Here is an 18,849-nt window from a genome sequence, read left to right as displayed (position 1 = left end):
AATGTCGGGTGCGGCACGGGGAAGTGTTCAGGGCAGGGTGTCATTCGACGGACTGGCAATTGCCCTCGTGATGTTTATCATGTTCACTTGGGGGCTTAATCAGGTTGCCATTAAGATCGGCAATCGTGGTTTTAATCCCATGCTCATGGCTTCAGGTCGTGCAGCTTTGGGTGGTGCCTGCGTTTTTCTTTGGTGTTACTGGAAGCGTATTCCGCTGTTCGGTCGTGACGGAACGCTGAAGCCCGGCATTCTGGCCGGCCTTCTTTTTGGCGTGGAATTCGTCATGATCTTCCTTGCGATGGAGCTGACCAGCGTCGGGCGTGTCACGCTGATGATGAATGTCATGCCGTTCTGGGTGGCAATCGGCAGCCATTTTCTTTTGGGCGAGCGTATGTCGATGCGTGCTTTCATCGGCATGTGTGTGGCGTTTATCGGTGTTTTCGTGGTCTTCTCAGACCATATCAGCCGTCCGGGTCCGAATGCACTCTACGGTGATCTGCTGGCGTTGATTTCCGGTATGCTTTGGGGAATGACCACGCTCGTCATTAAACGGTCGAAGCTTGCAAGTGCTGCGCCTGAAAAGACATTGCTCTATCAGCTGGTCGTGGCTGCATTCGTGCCGTTGCCATTGCTGTTTTTCAGCGGCCCATTGATCCGCGACCCGGCTATGCTCTCGGTGCTGTCATTTTTGTTTCAGTCAATGTTCGTGGTGGCTGTGACCTATCCGCTGTGGTTCTGGATGATAAGCCGCTATCCGGCTTCCAAATTGTCAAACTTTGCTTTTCTGACGCCTGCTTTTGGCGTGTTGCTGAGTGGATTGCTGCTTCATGAACCAATGGGTTGGAAAATCCTTGCAGCGCTTGCCCTGATTGGTCTGGGCCTCATTATTATTAACCGCCCAGCAAAAGCCGGAGCCGCTTCATGAAACTCGTTCTTTTTGATTGTGACGGCACACTTGTCGATAGCGGAGATACGATCCATCATTGCATGGCAGCAAGCTTTGTTGATGCCGGACTGACGCCGCCTGAAATCGAGCAGACACATTCGATCATCGGTCTTTCGCTGCCGATAGCGATTGCCCAGCTGCTTGGTCGCGAAGTTGATGAGCAGGCGCACTGGCTCACGCAGCGCTACAAGGAAAACTTCGTAAAACTTCGCCAGACGCCCGGTTTTGCAGAACCACTTTATGATGGCATCCTGCCGCTTCTGACAGAGCTTGGCCGCCGCGATGATCTTCTTTTGGGAATTGTCACTGGCAAGTCGCAGCGTGGCGTTCGCTCGATTTTTGAACGCCATGGCATCGGACATCATTTCATGATCGTTCGTACCGCTGATGATTGCCCGTCCAAGCCTCATCCGGCCATGGTGCTTGAATCCTGTTCCGAAATGGGGATAGAACCAGAGCGAACAATCGTGATCGGCGATGCGATCTACGATATGCAAATGGCTCGCTCGGCAGGCGCGCGCGCCGCAGGTGTTTCATGGGGCTATCATCGCCCGGATTCACTTGTGGAAGCAGGCGCTCATCACGTTTTGAGCAAGCCAGAAGAACTTCATGCAATCCTGCATGAAATGGATACCTCTATTCTCTAATGAACCGGACAATATTATGCGCGACACTCTGAGCGACCCGCAAGCTGAAATGCCAATCTCCCAGAAAGACCCGGTGGCGCGCTCGCAGGAACTGATGCGAACGCCACTGCCAAAACGTTTTTATGAAAAGGCTGAGGTTGCCGAAGTTGAAGGCGGTTTCACCGTGCACCTTGATGGCCGTCCTGTCAAAACCCCGGCGCGGGCCGTTCTGCTTCTGCCAACCCGGGAAGCTGCGGAAATCATCGCGGAAGAATTCCGCGCACAGGAAAAGGTTATCGATCCGTCGAAAATGCCTGCCACACGTCTGGTGAACACAGCGATTGATGGCATTGCGCAGGACCCGCAAGCGGTATTTGAAGACATTCTGCGCTTTGCCGGAACGGACATGATCTGCTATCGCGCGGCAAGCCCGAAGGAACTTGTTGCACGTCAGACAGAGCAATGGGACCCGCTGATCGACTGGGCGGAAAGCCTTGGCGCCCGTTTTGCACTTGCAGAAGGTGTGATGCATGTCGAACAATCACGTGAAGCGATTGCAGCTTTCGGCATTCATCTTGCAGAATTCAAAAATCCGATTGCGCTGGCATCGCTGCATACCATGACAACGCTGACCGGCTCCGCACTGATCGCTCTGGCAATCGCCAAAGGCGAAGTGTCTGTTGAGGATGGCTGGAAACGCGCGCATCTTGATGAAGACTGGACTATTGAGCATTGGGGTGAGGATGCTGAAGCGCGCGCACGCCGCACAACGCGTGAGAGCGAAATATTGGTTGCTGCCCGCGTCTTGCAAGCGCTCTAGTTATTATTTAACTGATAACTATAATATACTGATTGTAAAAGAAAACCCGGCTTTCGCCGGGTTTTCTTTCGCGCACCTTCTGGCACGTCGTTCCCCTCGGTAATGGCCTTAACCGGAGTGAGTGGCAATTGTTCATTGCCACCCGCAATCCTGATTAAACCGAGTAGTACATGTCGAACTCGATTGGATGTGGCGTTGTTTCATAACGCATCACTTCCGCCATCTTGAGTTCGATGAAGCTGTCGATCTGATCGTCTTCGAATACACCGCCAGCCTTCAGGAACTCACGATCCTTGTCGAGGGACTGAAGCGCTTCACGAAGCGAACCACAAACGGTTGGGATCTTCTTGAGCTCCTTTGCAGGAAGGTCATAAAGATCCTTGTCCATCGCCTGACCTGGATGAATCTTGTTCTTGATACCGTCAAGACCAGCCATCAGCAGCGCTGCAAAGCAGAGATATGGGTTTGCTGCCGGATCAGGGAAGCGAACTTCAAGGCGCTTCGACTTCGGCGACGAGCCGAAAGGAATACGGCAGGAAGCCGAACGGTTGCGAGCCGAGTAAGCCAGCAGAACTGGTGCTTCATAACCCGGGACCAGACGCTTGTAGGAGTTGGTCGATGGGTTGGTGAATGCGTTCACGGCCTTTGCGTGCTTGATAACGCCACCGATAAAGAACAGGCAGTTTTCCGACAGACCGGCATATTCATTGCCCGCGAAGGTTGGCTTGCCATCTTTCCAGATCGAGAAGTGGACGTGCATACCCGAGCCGTTGTCACCGAAGACTGGCTTTGGCATAAACGTTGCGGTCTTGCCGTAGGCATTGGCAACCTGATGCACAACATACTTGTAGATCTGCATCTTGTCGGCGTTGCGAACGAGCGTGTCGAACTTGACACCCAGTTCGTGCTGAGCGGACGCCACTTCGTGGTGATGCTTTTCAACGGTTACGCCCATTTCCGTCAGAACGGTGAGCATTTCCGAACGCATGTCCTGCGCGCTGTCGATTGGCGGAACAGGGAAGTAACCACCCTTGACGCGTGGACGGTGGCCGAGATTGCCGGTTTCGTAATCGGTGTCATCGTTCGATGGCAGCTCGGTTGAGTCGAGCTTGAAGCCTGTGTTGAATGGATCAACCTTGTACTTCACATCATCGAATACGAAGAATTCAGCTTCTGGGCCAACATAAACAGTGTCACCGATGCCGAGCGACTTCATGTAGGCTTCGGCCTTCTTTGCAGTCGTGCGTGGATCGCGGCCATAAGCTTCACCCGAAACCGGATCAAGAATGTCGCAGAGAATGACCAGCGTGGACTGAGCGAAGAATGGATCAATGTGAGCGGTTTCCGGATCAGGCATGAGAACCATGTCGGATTCGTTGATGGCCTTCCAGCCAGCAATCGATGAGCCGTCGAACATAACGCCATCAACGAACATGTCTTCGTCGACGAGGCCGATATCCATCGTAACGTGCTGCAGTTTGCCCTTAGGGTCTGTGAAGCGGAGGTCGACAAACTTAATGTCGTTATCTTTGATCTGTTTCAGAATGTCATTGGCAGTCGTCATTTTAATATCCTGTTTGCACGACGATGTTCGGTAGGCTGGTTTTATTAGATGGCATCCACGCCGGATTCACCGGTACGAATGCGGATAACTTCTTCGATATTGGAGACGAAAATCTTACCGTCACCAATGCGCCCTGTCTGGGCTGCCTTGCGAATAGCTTCAATGGCGCCATCGACGGTTTCATCGGCGACGATGACTTCAACTTTCACCTTGGGAAGAAAATCGACGACATATTCCGCGCCGCGGTAAAGCTCGGTATGGCCCTTCTGTCGGCCAAAACCCTTGGCTTCAATTACAGTAATTCCCTGCAAACCAACTTCCTGAAGGGCTTCCTTCACTTCATCCAGCTTGAAAGGCTTAATGATGGCTTCGATCTTTTTCATCAGAGAATGGTCTCCGCTCTTGTTCGGAAATGGGCGTCGTGCCCGTTTCGCTGATATAGAAGCATGAACTGTGCCAACTCGTTAGGTGACAGCCATTTTTTTTAAGTTCTGCGTTGTTTTCAGCAAATTTTGCCGAAATTTTCGCATCTATTCAGCTGAAAAGGGCGCTGATATTGAGGCTAGCGCATTTTCAATAATTTCAGAAGTCTAACCTTCCTCGCAGCAGAGTGGCATTTTTTTTGTCATCCCGGCAAGGCAATCCGTGTGAAAGATTTTCAACGGCAGTTTTATGCTCTGCACGGTGATTAAAAAATAGACAATCTGCCATGAACTTAATCAGACTTGCATCAAAGCGAATGGCGCGCGATTAATCAACCAACAACCAGGGGAAATATGAGTCATGCTGGAACTGTTGACGCCGGAACAAATGTCGCGTGCAGACAAAATGACAATTGAAAGCGGCACGCGTGATGGTTTTTCACTGATGCTCGCAGCAGGGCATGCCGTTGCAGATGTAGCCCAGCGCATGTTCCTTGCCAAAGGCCGGGTCGCCGTTCTCTGTGGCCCCGGAAACAATGGTGGCGATGGCTATGTTGCGGCCCAATTCCTCGCTAAGGCCGGATATGCCGTTACCTGCTTCGGAACAGCGCAGCCTCGCCCGGACACCGATGCGATGAGGGCACTCCACTATTATAAAGGAGATGTGCGGCGTATCAGTGCGTTTGAACCCAAAGATTTTGTCGGCGTCATCGACGCGATTTATGGCGCAGGTCTGGCCCGCGCGGTGGAAGGCGCCGAAGCCAGCGCAATAGAAGCAGTCAATGCTTCGAACATTCCCGTGCTGGCTGTGGATTTGCCAAGCGGCATATCCGGCAAAGACGGGCAGGTTTTGGGAACCGCTGTTTGGGCACGCGCAACCGTGACATTCTTCCGTAAGAAACCCGGTCATCTCTTGCAGCCGGGCCGGGCGCATTGTGGCGTGCTTCATGTGGCAGACATTGGGATTCCCGATACGGTGCTGGAAAGCATCGCTCCAGATACTTTTGAAAATGCGCCGGAGCTTTGGCAGGACCAACTGCCCATACTTGCAATCAATGCCCACAAATATAGTCGCGGCCATGCGGCAGTTTTTTCCGGGCCTGTGCATTCAACAGGTGCGGCACGTTTATCGGCAAGGGCGGCAGCGCGCAGTGGTGCAGGGGCTGTCACATTGCTTTCGCCACCTGATGCAGTTTTAACCAATGCAGCCCATCTGACGAGCATCATGCTGCGCGAGACACGCAGTATAAAGGATGCTGAAACTTTTTTGGTGGAGCGCAAGGTTGCAGCCTGCGTGCTTGGACCGGGCTACGGCAATCCGTCATTTGCTCGCGATCATGCCTTGATGCTGTTGACAGCTGTCAACGGGCGCTCTGAATATCTAAAAGGCGTGGTTTTGGATGCCGACGGCATCACGGCTTTTGAAAATCAGCCGGAACAGCTTTTCAAAGCTCAAAGAAATGCCGACACGGCGCTTGTTCTCACGCCGCATGAGGGCGAGTTTCGGCGTCTTTTTCCGGATATTGCAGCCGGGAACGAAATGTCAAAGCCAGATAGGGCACGCAAAGCAGCAAAACGGGCAAATGCCATTGTGATCTATAAAGGGCCGGATACGGTAATTGCAGCACCTGACGGGCGCGCCATTATCAATGCGAATGGCACACCATTTCTCGCAACGGCGGGATCGGGCGATGTGCTGGCTGGCATTGTATGCGGATTGCTTTCACAGGGAATGCCAGCCTTTGAAGCAGCAGGCGCTGCCGTCTGGATCCATGCAGATGCAGGCCGACGCTTCGGACATGGGCTAATTGCAGAGGATTTGCCAGAGCAGTTACCCGCCGTCTGGGCTTCGCTCTAGAGGATTTTCAACAAAAGTGGGAAGCGGTTTTGCGTGGCATAATGCGTAACAAATTGATAGAGCCTTTCCAGGGATTCAATCAAAATACGAAATGCTCTATCGCCCGGATGTTCGGCTATTGCCACTCCCCACGTCAACGGTAACGCTGCCGGAAATCGAAACATCAGTATTGCCAACGCGGAAATTTTTCCAACTCCCCGCCGGCTGACTATCGGGCTCAGGTGCAGGTGGTGGTGCCGATACGATCGGCTTTTGCATCTTCACGCCCGGTAGTCCGGTCTGTGACGGCTCATTTGCAAAAGCACTTGCTGATAACGCTATTGAAGAAACAGCGGTAAATATAAGAATTTGCTTCATAATAGCGTTACCTTGTTTCAGACTTTATCTGCAACGGCTTCCAAAAGCTGCTCAGCCATTTCAAGTGTGAATTCATCATAATGCGAGATGACGCGGCTTGGCTCGTAATGCTGAACCGGCAAATCAGTATAACCGAAATCTACGGCAACAACAGGGATACCGGCTGCTTTCGCCGTATCAATATCTGTACGGCTGTCTCCAACCATCACGGCGCGATCACGGTTTCCGCCCGCCTTGGCAATTGTTTCGATCAAATGGCGCGGATCTGGCTTGCGGAATGCAAATGTGTCTGCACCGCAAATTGCCGCAAAGCGATGAGCTTCACCCATTGCAGTCAAAAGCTTGACCGACAATGTTTCAAACTTGTTGGTGCAAACCGCCAATGTGTAACCATTCGCAGAAAAACGATCCATGGCTTCAAGGACGCCCGGATAAAATGCCGAGTCGCCCGGCATGTGTGCCGCATAATGCTCGCGGAATTCTTCAACAAGGTGATCAAGCTTCGCATCATCAAGCTGTTTTTGCTGCGCTGCAAAAGCGCGCTCGATCATAACGCGGCCACCTTGTCCCACAAAGCGGCGCAGCTGACCATGGTCAGCCGTTTGCAAGCCCGAGATTGCAAGGCAGTGATTCAAGCTGCCCAGAAGGTCTGGCGCTGTTTCAACCAATGTGCCATCGAGGTCGAAAACGATAATGGGCTTGGAGTTGGCAGCGGACATGATGCTTCTTTCGGGAAAAAATCTGTGTTGATGCAGTGCTAGCTGATCTTTGAGATAGGCTCAAGTTCGTACCTTCTCAAGACAGAGATGAAATAAGAGTTCATCGCAAAAATAACGATAATTCATATTGAGAGCTTTGTTGCGATGCTCCCGCATGCTAGAGGCGTTGCCGGAGACGGATAAGAATCCGATGGGAAGATAGAAATTCAGGCATGGATATTTCAGGCATGGATGAAGCACGAAAGCTCAAAATCGCCGCTGCCGCCGAGGCATTGACACATGTCAAAGATGGAATGCGTCTGGGAATTGGAACTGGCTCGACGGCAGAAGAATTTGTGCGTCTGCTCGCAGAAAAGGTAAATTCCGGCTTTAAAATCATTGGCGTACCGACATCGGAACGCACAGCTGATCTTTGCAGAGAATTGGGGGTTCCACTCACGACTCTGGAAGAAACGCCGCATCTTGACCTGACCGTCGATGGCGCTGATGAAGTCGATCCTAATCTTTCAGTCATCAAGGGCGGAGGTGGTGCATTGCTGCGTGAAAAGATCGTCGCTGCCGCTTCCGACACAATGATTGTTATTGCAGACGGGTCGAAAGTTGTTGAGACGCTTGGCCGTTTTCCTCTGCCGATTGAAGTCAATCGTTTTGGACTTGGCGCAACTTTGCGCGCTATTGAACTGGCTGCTTCGCAATGCGGCCTTGCAGGTCCGTTGGTCCTGCGTTTAAAAGACGGCTCACCATTTGTAACGGATGGTGGGCATTATATCGTGGATGCATCTTTTGGCCGCATTCCCGATCCAAAGATTCTATCTGACGCTCTCTTCGCCATACCGGGCGTTGTCGAGCACGGACTTTTTATCGGACTGGCACGGGCCGCAATCATTGCAGGCGCTGACGGCATCCGAACCATGACCCGGCCTTAAACCGCCTATAAGAATTGTTTGAACGGAGTACTGACCATATGATCCCGGCAACTGGCTTCCGCCGTCTGATTGCACCGTTTTCCGCACTCGTCCTGCTGTCAGGCGTTCATGCGGCCTCAGCACAGGAAATTTCCGCTTCGCATCTGGACGCTGCCCGCGCGGCAATTGCTTCCATTCAGGCGACTGAACAGTTTGATGAGATCCTGCCGAGTGCCGCACGGGCGCTGAAGGGGGAACTTATTCAGAAAGACCCAAATCTTGAAGCGCTCATCACCAAGACTGTTGATGACAAAGCGCTCGCGCTTGCTGCTCGCCGCGCCGATCTCGAAACTGAATCGGCTCGCGCTTATGCAAATGCGTTCAGCGAAGATGAACTCAAAGCAATCGCCGCATTCTACAATTCCGAAGCAGGCAAGAAGCTGCTTGCTGAAGGCCCGATTGTAACGCGCGAAGTCGTTAAGGCTGCCAATATCTGGCAGAACGGAATTGCCCGCGATCTCGCGACTTCGGTTGCAGAAGTTCTCGCAGCCCAGGCAGGTGCTACGGCTACGCCTGAACAGCCTGCTCAGCAGTAATTTCTTATTGTAACGCAGATTTTAAAAGCCCGGCGACTTGGCCGGGCTTTTTCTTTTGCTTACATAAGTGTCACGCATCAGATTTAAATGGAGAGTCCCATGGCCGGTTATGATTATGATCTTTTTGTTATCGGTGGTGGGTCCGGTGGCGTGCGGGCAGGGCGCCTGGCCGGTGCAATGGGCAAAAAGGTCGGTCTGGCCGAAGAGTACCGTATGGGCGGCACCTGCGTTATTCGTGGTTGTGTCCCAAAAAAACTCTTCGTTTACGCCTCGCAATTTCCCGAGCACTTTGAAGATGCGGCCGGATATGGCTGGAATGTTGGCAAAAGCAGCTTTGAGTGGAAAAAGCTTCTCGCGGCGAAAGACAAGGAAATTGATCGGCTTGAAGGTCTTTATCGCAAAGGTCTTGAAAACTCGAACGTCGATATTTTTGCAAGTCGCGCAGAACTGATCGATGCACACACAATCGAACTCAAAGCTGACGGGCGCCGTGTCACTGCGGATCAAATTCTGATTGCAACGGGCGGTCACCCAAGCGCGCATGACGCGCTGCCCGGCCATGAATATTGCATTACGTCTAATGAAGCCTTTCATCTGGAAGAGTTGCCGAAATCCATCGCCATCGCTGGCGGCGGTTATATCGCAGTCGAATTTGCCAATATTTTCCATGGTCTTGGTGTTGAAACGACAATCGTCTACCGCGGCAAAGAAATCCTCTCGCGCTTTGACCACGATCTGCGTCAACTGCTTCATGAAACCATGGTTTCTAAAGGCATTCGCATCATCTGCGGCGCAGTTTTTGAGAAGGTCGAAAAGCAATCTGATGGCGCATTGAAAGTTTCGCTGACCAATGGCGAAACACTCGATGTCGGTCAAGCCATGTTGGCAATTGGCCGCAAACCCAACACCGCGGGCCTTGGTCTTGAAAAGGCAGGCGTAAAAACCGACGCGCTGGGTGCCATCGAAGTCGATGATTATTCCCGCACAAGCGTTTCCAATATCTGGGCTGTTGGCGATGTTATCAATCGCGTTCAGTTGACGCCGGTCGCGATCCACGAAGCAATGTGCTTCCTTGAAACAGCTTTCAAAGATAATCCAACGAAACCCGATCATGAGCTTATTGCCACGGCAGTTTTCTCGCAGCCTGAAATCGGCACTGTTGGCTTGCCGGAAGATGAAGCTGCAAAGAAATATGCTGAGCTGGAAGTTTATCGCGCTTTGTTCCGGCCAATGAAGAACACGCTTTCAGGCCGCAACGAAAAAACGCTGATGAAACTCATCGTTGATGCCAGGAGCCGGAAGGTTGTCGGGGCCCATATTATGGGGCCGGATGCCGGCGAAATGGCACAGCTGCTTGGGATTTCGCTCAAAGCTGGTGCAACCAAGGGCGACTTCGACCGCACCATGGCGGTTCACCCGACAGCGGCGGAAGAACTGGTTACAATGTATAAGCCGACCTACCGCGTGGTGAACGGGCAAAAGCTCGAAAGTTGAACTTTCGTATCACTCCCATCCTGTTAACGATTCTCGCTGGTATAAAGTGAGCGTCTGCATTATATCAACGCGATCACGCGTGCTGTTATGCGTGCACAGACATTGAATTGTCTTGCACAAACGCATTTCAGCTTTCGTGCAAGGAGGAACTAATCCGAGAGAAATCGCGCGGATAATTAAAACAGGTGTGAAATGACGAAGAACTGGACCCCAAATTCCTGGAGAGACAAACCGATCAAGCAAGTGCCGTCTTATCCAGACGCACAGGCTCTGACCGATGTTGAGGCTCGCCTTCGTACCTATCCACCGCTCGTATTTGCAGGCGAGGCCCGCAAGCTGAAAAGCCAGCTGGCAGACGTTGCCGAAGGCAAGGCATTTCTGCTTCAGGGCGGCGATTGTGCGGAAAGTTTCGCAGAACATGGCGCGGATAATATTCGCGACTTTTTCCGCGTCTTTTTGCAGATGGCCGTCGTGCTGACATTCGGAGCATCCAAGCCTGTTGTTAAGGTGGGCCGTATTGCCGGTCAGTTCGCCAAGCCGCGTTCTTCCGATATGGAAACACTCAATGGCGTCGAGCTGCCATCATACCGTGGCGACATCATCAACGGCATCGATTTCGACGAAGCATCGCGTATCCCTGATCCGCAGCGTCAGGACATGGCTTATCGCCAGTCCGCTGCGACACTGAACCTGCTGCGTGCCTTCGCGCAGGGTGGTTATGCGAACCTTGAAAACGTACATCAGTGGATGCTCGGCTTTGTTGGCAAAAGCCCGCAGGCAGAGCGTTACGCTGCACTGGCGCAGCGCATTTCGGAAACGATGAATTTCATGCGGGCGATTGGCATCACCTCTGACAGCAATCATTCGCTGCGTGAAACCGATTTTTACACCAGCCATGAAGCGCTGCTGCTTGGCTATGAAGAAGCACTGACACGCGTCGATTCGACCTCTGGCGACTGGTACGGCACTTCGGGTCACATGATCTGGATTGGCGATCGCACACGTCAGGCTGATCATGCGCATATCGAATATTGCCGTGGCATCAAGAACCCGCTCGGTCTGAAATGCGGTCCATCGCTACAGCCCGATGATCTCATCCGGCTGATCGATCTTCTCAACCCTGAAAACGAAGCTGGACGCCTGACGCTCATCGCGCGTTTTGGTTACGACAAGGTCGGCGATCATCTGCCACAGCTCATCCGCGCCGTTGAACGTGAAGGCCGTAAGGTTGTCTGGTCTTGCGACCCGATGCACGGCAACACGATCACAGCAGGCGGTTACAAGACGCGTCCATTCGACCGTATCCTCAAGGAAGTTGAGTCCTTCTTCGCGATCCATCGCGCCGAAGGTTCACATCCGGGCGGTATCCATGTCGAAATGACCGGCAAAAACGTCACCGAATGTACGGGCGGTGCGCGTGCGATTTCAGCAGAAGATCTGCATGACCGCTACCACACGCATTGCGACCCACGTCTGAACGCCGATCAGGCGCTTGAACTGGCTTTCCTTCTGGCAGAACTGCTCAAGAAGGAACGGGATCTGGGCTCGGAGAAGCAGGCCGTTAACGCCTGATTGAATAAAGTCACTTTGAAACAAGCGCAGGGCGGAGAATTCACTCTCCGCCCTGTTGTGTTTCAAATGAATTCGCTTATTGGTTTTGGCGAAAACTCATTTGGGGGCATCAATGAAGCGAATTTTTCTGGCGTTTCTCAATTCAATGCGTGCTCTTCGCTACTTGGCCGCTCATGAAAAGGCAGTTCAGCAAGAACTGGTGCTTTTCCTGTTATCAGTGCCAATCGCATTCTTTCTTGCTCCGAGCGGGCTGGCATTTCTGCTGATGACAGGATCGATCCTGTTTCTCATTCTTGTTGAAGTGCTCAACACCGGTATTGAAGCCACTTGCGATGCTGTTTCGCGTGATTTTCATAAGGAAATTCAGATTGCCAAGGATTGCGGCTCGCTCGCCGTTCTGATCGCGATTGTTTTTGTCGCCGCCACATGGGGCTATATTCTGATCACAACCTATATGATCCGATAAAGAACGACTGTTCTTGAACGCCATCCGTTGCAATTAATTGCACAAGCGCGCTAAAGCTGACGCATGATCAGCGTAAACGAGAATCTCGACATGCTTCGTATTGCCGTTGCACAGCTCAATCCTGTTATGGGCGACATCGCCGGAAATCTTGCCAAGGCGCGTGCAGCCCGCGCAGAAGCAGCCAAAATGAACGCCGACCTTGTGATGTTCACGGAGCTGTTTATTGCAGGTTATCCGCCGGAGGATCTGGTTCTCAAAACGGCCTTTGTCGCAGCCTGTGAAAAGGCTGTGGCTGCGCTTGCCAAAGACACAGCAGATGGTGGACCAGGTGTCATCATCGGGACACCGATGCAGCGTGACAGTGGCCTGCATAACGCTGTCGCTGTTCTGGATGGCGGTGAAATCATTGCCGAGCGTTTCAAGGTCGATCTTCCCAACTATGGCGAATTTGACGAAAAACGCGTCTTCCAGTCGGGCCCAATGCCCGGACCAGTCAATTTCCGCGGTGTCCGCATCGGCATTCCGATCTGCGAAGATATATGGGGTGATCTCGGTGTTGCGGAAACACTGGCCGAAAGTGGCGCTGAACTCCTGCTGGTGCCCAATGGTTCGCCTTATCACCGCGCCAAGATCGAGCGCCGCTATCAGGTGGTTCTGAAACAGGTCATCGAAACCGAGCTTCCCATGCTCTACGCCAATCAGGTTGGCGGGCAGGACGAACTGGTCTTCGATGGTGGCTCATTCGTATTTAACGCCGACAAGACGCTTCGCCTGCAAATGCCGCAATTTGCAGAAGCCATTACACTGAGCATATGGAAGCGGGACGGCGAGGGCTGGCATTGCGAGGAGGCCGAAAAGGCTACGCTGCCGGAAGGTCTGGAAGCTGATTATTCGGCCTGTATGCTGGGCCTGCGTGATTATGTGAACAAGAACGGCTTCAAGGATGTTGTGCTTGGTCTTTCAGGCGGTATCGACTCGGCGATCTGCACAGCGTTAGGCGTCGATGCGTTGGGCAAGGATCGCGTGCGCTGCGTGATGCTGCCCTATCGTTACACGTCCGAAGAGTCGCTCAAAGACGCTGCCGATTGCGCCAAAGCGCTCGGCGTGCGTTATGATATTGTGCCGATTGCCGAACCTGTCGAGGGTTTTCTGTCTGCACTCAAGCCTTTGTTTGAAGGCACAGAAGCCGGTGTGACGGAGGAAAACCTCCAGAGCCGTGCCCGTGGCACCATTTTGATGGCAATCTCCAACAAGTTTGGCTCGATGGTTGTAACCACCGGTAACAAGTCCGAAATGTCGGTCGGCTATGCAACGCTTTATGGCGATATGAATGGCGGCTTTAACCCCATCAAAGATGTCTATAAAATGCAGGTCTATGCGTTGTCGGAATGGCGCAACAACAATGTTCCGGCGGGCAGCCTTGGGCCTGCAGGCGAGGTGATTCCACAAAACATCATCTCAAAGGCTCCATCCGCAGAATTGCGCGAAAACCAGACCGATCAGGACAGTCTGCCACCTTATCCGGTGCTGGATGACATTCTTGAGTGCCTCGTTGAAAACGAAATGAGCAATGCTGAGATTGTCGCGCGCGGCCATCAGCTTGAAACGGTACAACGGATCGAGCATCTGCTTAATCTGGCGGAATACAAGCGCCGCCAGTCTGCGCCCGGTGTCAAAATTACCAAGAAGAATTTTGGACGTGATCGTCGTTATCCGATAACGAACCGCTTCCGCGACCGCTGAAAGATTGAGTCATGACTGTTACAGTTCGTTTTGCACCGTCGCCGACGGGTTATATTCATATTGGCAATACACGTACCGCGCTCTCAAACTGGCTCTACGCCAAAAAGAATGGCGGCAAATTCATTCTGCGTTACGACGATACCGATGTAGAGCGTTCTAAGCAGGAATATGCTGACGCCATTGCTGTCGATCTTGCATGGCTGGGTGTGACGCCTGACCGGATCGAATACCAGTCGAAGCGATTTGATGTGTACGCCAAGGCTGTCGAAAAGCTGAAACAGGCCGGTCTTCTCTATGCCTGCTATGAAACAGCCGATGAACTCGAACGCCGCCGCAAACTGCGTCTCGCGCGTCGCCTTCCGCCCGTTTATGGCCGTGAAGCCCTGAAGCTGACGGATCAGGAGAAGGCAGCTTTTGAAGCCGAAGGCCGCAAGCCACATTGGCGCTTCCTTTTGCCGAATTTCGAAAGCGACCCTTTTACGACCACCCGCACCGAAGTTCATTGGGACGATCTGGTGCGCGGACCACAGACTGTCGATCTGGCTTCCATGTCCGATCCGGTTCTGGTTCGTGAAGACGGTACCTATCTCTACACACTGCCATCAGTTGTCGATGACATTGATCTTGGTATTACCCATATCATCCGCGGCGATGATCACGTCACCAATTCAGGCGTTCAGATTGCCATCTTCAAGGCGCTTGGTGCAGAACCGCCCATCTTCGGCCATCATAATTTGCTGACCACCGTTTCAGGCGAAGGCCTTTCAAAACGATCCGGCGCGCTGTCAGTCGGCTCGCTGCGCGAAAGCGGGTATGAACCGATGTCCGTTGCCTCACTGGCAATCCTCATTGGAACCTCGGAATCTGTTTCGGTAGCCAGCGACATGAATGCGCTCGCAGAACGCTTTGATCTGGCTGCCATTTCAAAATCTTCGGCAAAATTCGACCCAGCCGAACTGGATACGCTTAACCGCGCTTTGCTGCATGAAATGCCTTTCGAGAAAGCAAAAGAGCGTCTCGAAGCACTCGGAATTTCAGGCGACCAGGCAGAACCATTCTGGCTGACTGTTCGTGGTAATCTTGAGCGCTTCAACGATGCAGCTCATTGGTGGCAGATTATCAATGGCGAGCTGCCTGAAAAGCCTGAACTGTCCGAAGAGGATCAGGCATTTGTGCAGCAAGCGTTTGAATTGCTGCCTGCTGCCCCTTGGGACAAGCAGACCTGGAAAATCTGGACCGATGTTGTGAAGACCGCAACCGGACGCAAGGGCAAGACACTTTTTATGCCCCTGCGCATCGCGCTTACGGGGCAGGCGCATGGTCCGGAGCTTGCGGATTTGCTGGTTTTGATTGGTCCGGAAAGAACGAAGAGCCGATCACTCTGACCTTGGCACTATCCGAATATGCCCGTTCAACAGGCGGTGTCGCGTCTACAGGTGCGATGTGCGCTGGCGCTTGCAACACCGGTGCGGATGCTGTGTAAGCGACCGGCTCTGTTGCGCTTGAGCTATAGGACGAATAGGCCGGCACGACATAATCCTCAACCGGAAGCCCATCAGTTTGTACTGGCTTTTTCGCCTGCGCACTGGCAACCGTAACCGATGCTTTTGCCAATTTTCTGCTTGGCGCGGCTTTCTGAACGCTGCGCTTCGGCAGCCAGCTGGCCGAGCAGGATTTTACATGCTTGCCAGGATGAGACATTCCGGCAATGGCAGCATTAATTTCTGACAGTCTTTCAGAAAGTGTCTGGTTTTCAGACACAAGCTTTGCTTCCTGCGTTTTCAAGCGCTCACACTTCGGTGACTTATTTACAGGTGCAAACAAATTTCCCGTACAACGTTCTTTTGCCTGCTCGGCACGAATACGTGAAATTTGTATTTTATTTCTATCCAGTCGTGCATTCGTTGGCGTGATTTGTGCATGCAACCTTGCCGCTTCCTGACTGGTGCAGGGCTGTGAAGGTTGCGTTGTTGTACAGCCACTCAATAAGCCAACTATCGTAACAGCGAATACTGCTGAAGGTAAGTTTGTAAATTTCTTATAAACAGTCATCATAGAACAAGCCCATCCCGTTGTTCGTATGTGTCAATGTTTATTTATTACAGTTAAAAAAACATAAACGCCAAGTATTATTTGAATACTTGGCGTTTATTACGTTTTAATTATAAAGATCTATCTAAATTATTTATTCTGATTTCCTTCACCGGATCTTTGTAATGCTTCAACAACTGCAAGCGCTGTCATGTTGACGACACCGCGCGAAGTAACCGAAGGCGTAAGAATATGAGCAGGGCGTGCTGCGCCCAGCAGGATAGGACCAACATGCAATGCATCAGTGACAGTCTTGACCACGTTAAGTGTGATATTCGCCGCATCAAGATTAGGGAAGACAAGCAGATTTGCTTCGCCCTTGAGACGTGAACTTGGAAATACACGGTCACGAAGCGCCTGCGACAATGCAGAGTCACCATGCATTTCGCCGTCAGATTCAAGATCAGGCGCTTTCTCCGCAAGCAGTGCTGCAGCCCGGCGCATCTTCTCTGCACTGGCAGATTCCTTGGAGCCAAAGTTTGAATGCGAGACCAGAGCAACCTTTGGCTCAATACCAAAGCGGCTGATTTCTTTTGCAGCCAAAATGGCCATCTCGGCAATATGGTCGGCATCAGGTTCCACATTGACATATGTGTCTGTTAGGAACAGGGCACCGCGCTGCGAGATAAGCAAACTCAATGCGGAATAATCGCTGATGCCCGGCAGCTTGCCAATGATCTGCTTTACAACGCGCATATGGCGCTCAAAGCGGCCTTCCAGACCACAGATCATTGCATCTGCTTCATCGCGCATAACGGCGAGGGCAGCGATTGCAGTCGAGTTTGTACGGACGATCGTGCGTGCTGCTTCAGGTGTTACGCCCTGACGCCCCGTGAAGGACAAATAAAGATCGACATAATCACGGTAGCGCGGATCGTCTTCCGGGTTGATCAGTTCAAAATCCTTACCCGCTCGAATTTTCAAACCATAACGGTTCAAACGTGTTTCAATAACATTCGGACGACCAACGAGGATTGGCGATGCAATGCCTTCTTCAATCACCACCTGCGCAGCGCGCAATACGCGCTCATCTTCACCATCAGCATAGATCACGCGCATTGGATTTTTCTGTGCACGCGCGGCAGCAAAGACCGGCTTCATGATAAGGCCTGAGCGGAACACGAAGCGGGTCAGCCTGTCCATATAGGCTTCCCAGTCCTCAATCGGACGCGTGGCAACTCCGCTCTCCATCGCAGCCTTGGCAACAGCAGGCGCGATACGCAGAATCAGCCGCTGATCGAACGGCGAAGGAATGATGTGGTTTGGTCCGAAAGTTGGCGTATCGCCCGAATAGGCGCGTGCGGCGACATCAGAAGGTTCTTCACGGGCAAGTGAAGCAATGGCACGGACGGCCGCAAGCTTCATTTCCTCGTTGATTGCAGTGGCGCCAACATCAAGTGCACCGCGGAAAATGTAAGGGAAGCAGAGAACATTGTTCACTTGGTTCGGATAGTCTGAACGTCCGGTGCAAATCATGGCATCAGCGCGCGCTTCGCGTGCAGCCTCTGGCATGATTTCCGGGTTCGGGTTGGCCAGCGCCATGATAAGCGGCTTTTCAGCCATCTGCTTAAGCAGTTCTGGCTTCAAAACACCCGCAGCCGAAAGTCCAAGGAACACATCGGCATCGCCAATGACATCGGCGAGCACGCGCGCATCCGTCTTCTGCGCGTAAACATCTTTCCAGCGGTCCATAAGCGTATTGCGGCCTTCATAGACCACGCCTTCAATGTCACAGACCCAGATATTTTCGCGTTTTGCACCAAGTTTAACCAGCAGATTGAGGCAGGCAAGGGCTGCTGCACCAGCACCAGACGTTACAATCTTCGCTTCACTGATCTTCTTGCCGGCCAGTTCCAGACCGTTCATAACGGCAGCGGCAACGATAATCGCCGTTCCGTGCTGGTCGTCATGGAAAACCGGAATATTCATCTGCGCGCGAAGCTGTTCTTCAACTTCAAAACACTCAGGTGCCTTGATGTCTTCGAGATTGATGCCGCCAAAAGTTGGCTCAAGCGCCGAAATCACGTCGACCATACGGTTGATTTCAAGCGCTTCAATTTCAATGTCGAACACATCAATATCAGCGAATTTCTTAAAGAGAACGGCCTTGCCTTCCATCACCGGCTTGGATGCAAGCGCGCCGATATTCCCAAGTCCCAGCACAGCCGTACCATTGGATATGACAGCCACCAGATTGCCGCGCGCCGTATATTCGGCAGCAGTGGATGGATCTTCTTGGATCGCAAGGCAAGGCGCTGCAACACCGGGCGAATAGGCGAGTGCCAGATCGCGCTGATTGCCAAGCGGCTTTGTCGCCTGAATTTCGAGCTTTCCCGGTTTCGGGTAGCGGTGAAAGAACAGGGCCGCTTCGTCAAAATCTGAACGCGTGGAAGTGGAGGGGGTCTTTTTGTCGGTCATTTTAGCATCGCTTTCCAGTTCATACGCGCAGCCGGAGGGAAACCGCGTGAGGACGCCTATTCGCGTCATGTGAGCCAATATCGTTTTTATCTCAAACTATCAAATCACTATAGGCCCGATTTCGAGAAGCAGTTGTTCCGCAATCCAACGGTATTTTGAACGAAACTGCTTTTTATGGCCGTAGACATGCCACTAAGCCGATGTGGCAATCAACCGGATTCTGGTTGACGCGCGGAAATGTCCAACAAATCC

The 18,849-nt window shown here is 52.4% G+C and carries 16 protein-coding genes; 11 read left to right on the top strand and 5 right to left on the bottom strand.

What is annotated here, in order from left to right; all coding sequences use genetic code 11:
- Position 1 precedes the first annotated feature (1 nt).
- Genes ABE527_RS16670 through ABE527_RS16660 form a run of 3 tightly spaced genes read left to right on the top strand, consistent with a single transcriptional unit; the run spans position 2 to position 2,392 of the window.
- Positions 2 to 925 carry a DMT family transporter gene (locus tag ABE527_RS16670; protein ID WP_499697605.1) on the top strand — a complete coding sequence of 308 codons (924 nt, stop codon included), beginning with the start codon at positions 2 to 4 and terminating at the stop codon, positions 923 to 925.
- Positions 922 to 1,593: an HAD-IA family hydrolase gene (locus ABE527_RS16665; RefSeq protein ID WP_265984750.1), complete on the top strand. Its 672-nt coding sequence runs from the start codon at positions 922 to 924 to the stop codon at positions 1,591 to 1,593. The genes ABE527_RS16670 and ABE527_RS16665 overlap by 4 nt, the downstream gene beginning before the upstream one ends.
- Before the next feature lie 16 nt (positions 1,594 to 1,609).
- Entirely contained in the window at positions 1,610 to 2,392 is a 783-nt protein-coding gene (locus tag ABE527_RS16660; protein ID WP_499697604.1) for an ATP12 family chaperone protein, read from the top strand.
- A 154-nt stretch (positions 2,393 to 2,546) separates the two neighbouring features.
- Here the strand turns inward: ABE527_RS16660 and glnA are convergent, their stop codons facing one another.
- Complete coding sequence (gene glnA, locus ABE527_RS16655) at positions 2,547 to 3,956, bottom strand: type I glutamate--ammonia ligase (RefSeq protein ID WP_265984726.1); 1,410 nt, start codon at positions 3,954 to 3,956, stop codon at positions 2,547 to 2,549.
- A gap of 44 nt (positions 3,957 to 4,000) precedes the next feature.
- Positions 4,001 to 4,339: a P-II family nitrogen regulator gene (locus tag ABE527_RS16650; protein WP_007874909.1), complete on the bottom strand. Its 339-nt coding sequence runs from the start codon at positions 4,337 to 4,339 to the stop codon at positions 4,001 to 4,003.
- 400 nt (positions 4,340 to 4,739) lie between these two features.
- On the opposite strand from ABE527_RS16650, the gene ABE527_RS16645 reads away from it, so the two are divergent.
- Positions 4,740 to 6,236, top strand: coding sequence for an NAD(P)H-hydrate dehydratase (locus ABE527_RS16645; protein WP_499697603.1), 1,497 nt, complete (start codon positions 4,740 to 4,742; stop codon positions 6,234 to 6,236).
- A gap of 374 nt (positions 6,237 to 6,610) precedes the next feature.
- Here ABE527_RS16645 and ABE527_RS16640 read toward each other — a convergent pair whose 3' ends face one another.
- Positions 6,611 to 7,312 (bottom strand): HAD family hydrolase, encoded by a 702-nt coding sequence (locus ABE527_RS16640; RefSeq protein ID WP_265984724.1) that lies wholly within the window; start codon positions 7,310 to 7,312, stop codon positions 6,611 to 6,613.
- A gap of 227 nt (positions 7,313 to 7,539) precedes the next feature.
- Between ABE527_RS16640 and rpiA the strand changes: the two genes are divergently transcribed.
- The 7 genes from rpiA (at position 7,540) to gltX (ending at position 15,473) form a co-directional block, all read left to right on the top strand.
- Positions 7,540 to 8,238: a ribose-5-phosphate isomerase RpiA gene (gene rpiA, locus ABE527_RS16635; protein WP_499697614.1), complete on the top strand. Its 699-nt coding sequence runs from the start codon at positions 7,540 to 7,542 to the stop codon at positions 8,236 to 8,238.
- A 38-nt stretch (positions 8,239 to 8,276) separates the two neighbouring features.
- A complete protein-coding gene (locus tag ABE527_RS16630; RefSeq protein WP_265984723.1) occupies positions 8,277 to 8,813 on the top strand; it encodes a DUF2059 domain-containing protein in 537 nt (178 codons plus the stop codon).
- 99 nt (positions 8,814 to 8,912) lie between these two features.
- Positions 8,913 to 10,307 carry a glutathione-disulfide reductase gene (gene gor, locus ABE527_RS16625; RefSeq protein ID WP_499694121.1) on the top strand — a complete coding sequence of 465 codons (1,395 nt, stop codon included), beginning with the start codon at positions 8,913 to 8,915 and terminating at the stop codon, positions 10,305 to 10,307.
- 192 nt (positions 10,308 to 10,499) lie between these two features.
- The gene (locus ABE527_RS16620) at positions 10,500 to 11,879 is read left to right on the top strand and encodes a class II 3-deoxy-7-phosphoheptulonate synthase (protein ID WP_265984721.1); all 1,380 of its coding nucleotides are present in this window, start codon (positions 10,500 to 10,502) and stop codon (positions 11,877 to 11,879) included.
- Between the two features lie 112 nt (positions 11,880 to 11,991).
- On the top strand, positions 11,992 to 12,345 hold the full coding sequence (locus tag ABE527_RS16615) for a diacylglycerol kinase (RefSeq protein WP_265984720.1): 354 nt from the start codon (positions 11,992 to 11,994) through the stop codon (positions 12,343 to 12,345).
- Between the two features lie 63 nt (positions 12,346 to 12,408).
- Entirely contained in the window at positions 12,409 to 14,088 is a 1,680-nt protein-coding gene (locus ABE527_RS16610; protein WP_265984719.1) for an NAD+ synthase, read from the top strand.
- Between the two features lie 11 nt (positions 14,089 to 14,099).
- Positions 14,100 to 15,473: a glutamate--tRNA ligase gene (gltX, locus tag ABE527_RS16605; RefSeq protein ID WP_499697602.1), complete on the top strand. Its 1,374-nt coding sequence runs from the start codon at positions 14,100 to 14,102 to the stop codon at positions 15,471 to 15,473.
- On the opposite strand, the gene ABE527_RS16600 is transcribed toward gltX, so the two are convergent.
- Positions 15,391 to 16,143, bottom strand: coding sequence for a hypothetical protein (locus ABE527_RS16600; protein ID WP_499697601.1), 753 nt, complete (start codon positions 16,141 to 16,143; stop codon positions 15,391 to 15,393). The two genes, gltX and ABE527_RS16600, sit on opposite strands and share 83 nt — an antisense overlap.
- A gap of 126 nt (positions 16,144 to 16,269) precedes the next feature.
- Positions 16,270 to 18,597, bottom strand: a complete 2,328-nt coding sequence (locus ABE527_RS16595) for an NADP-dependent malic enzyme (protein ID WP_499694117.1) — start codon at positions 18,595 to 18,597, stop codon at positions 16,270 to 16,272.
- Positions 18,598 to 18,849: the final 252 nt, after the last annotated feature.

It is taken from the genome of Brucella sp. TWI432 (assembly GCF_039674445.1).
Lineage (GTDB): Bacteria > Pseudomonadota > Alphaproteobacteria > Rhizobiales > Rhizobiaceae > Brucella > Brucella chromiisoli.
Note: the sequence above shows the minus strand (reverse complement) of the source record. Positions and strands in the feature narration are given on the sequence as shown.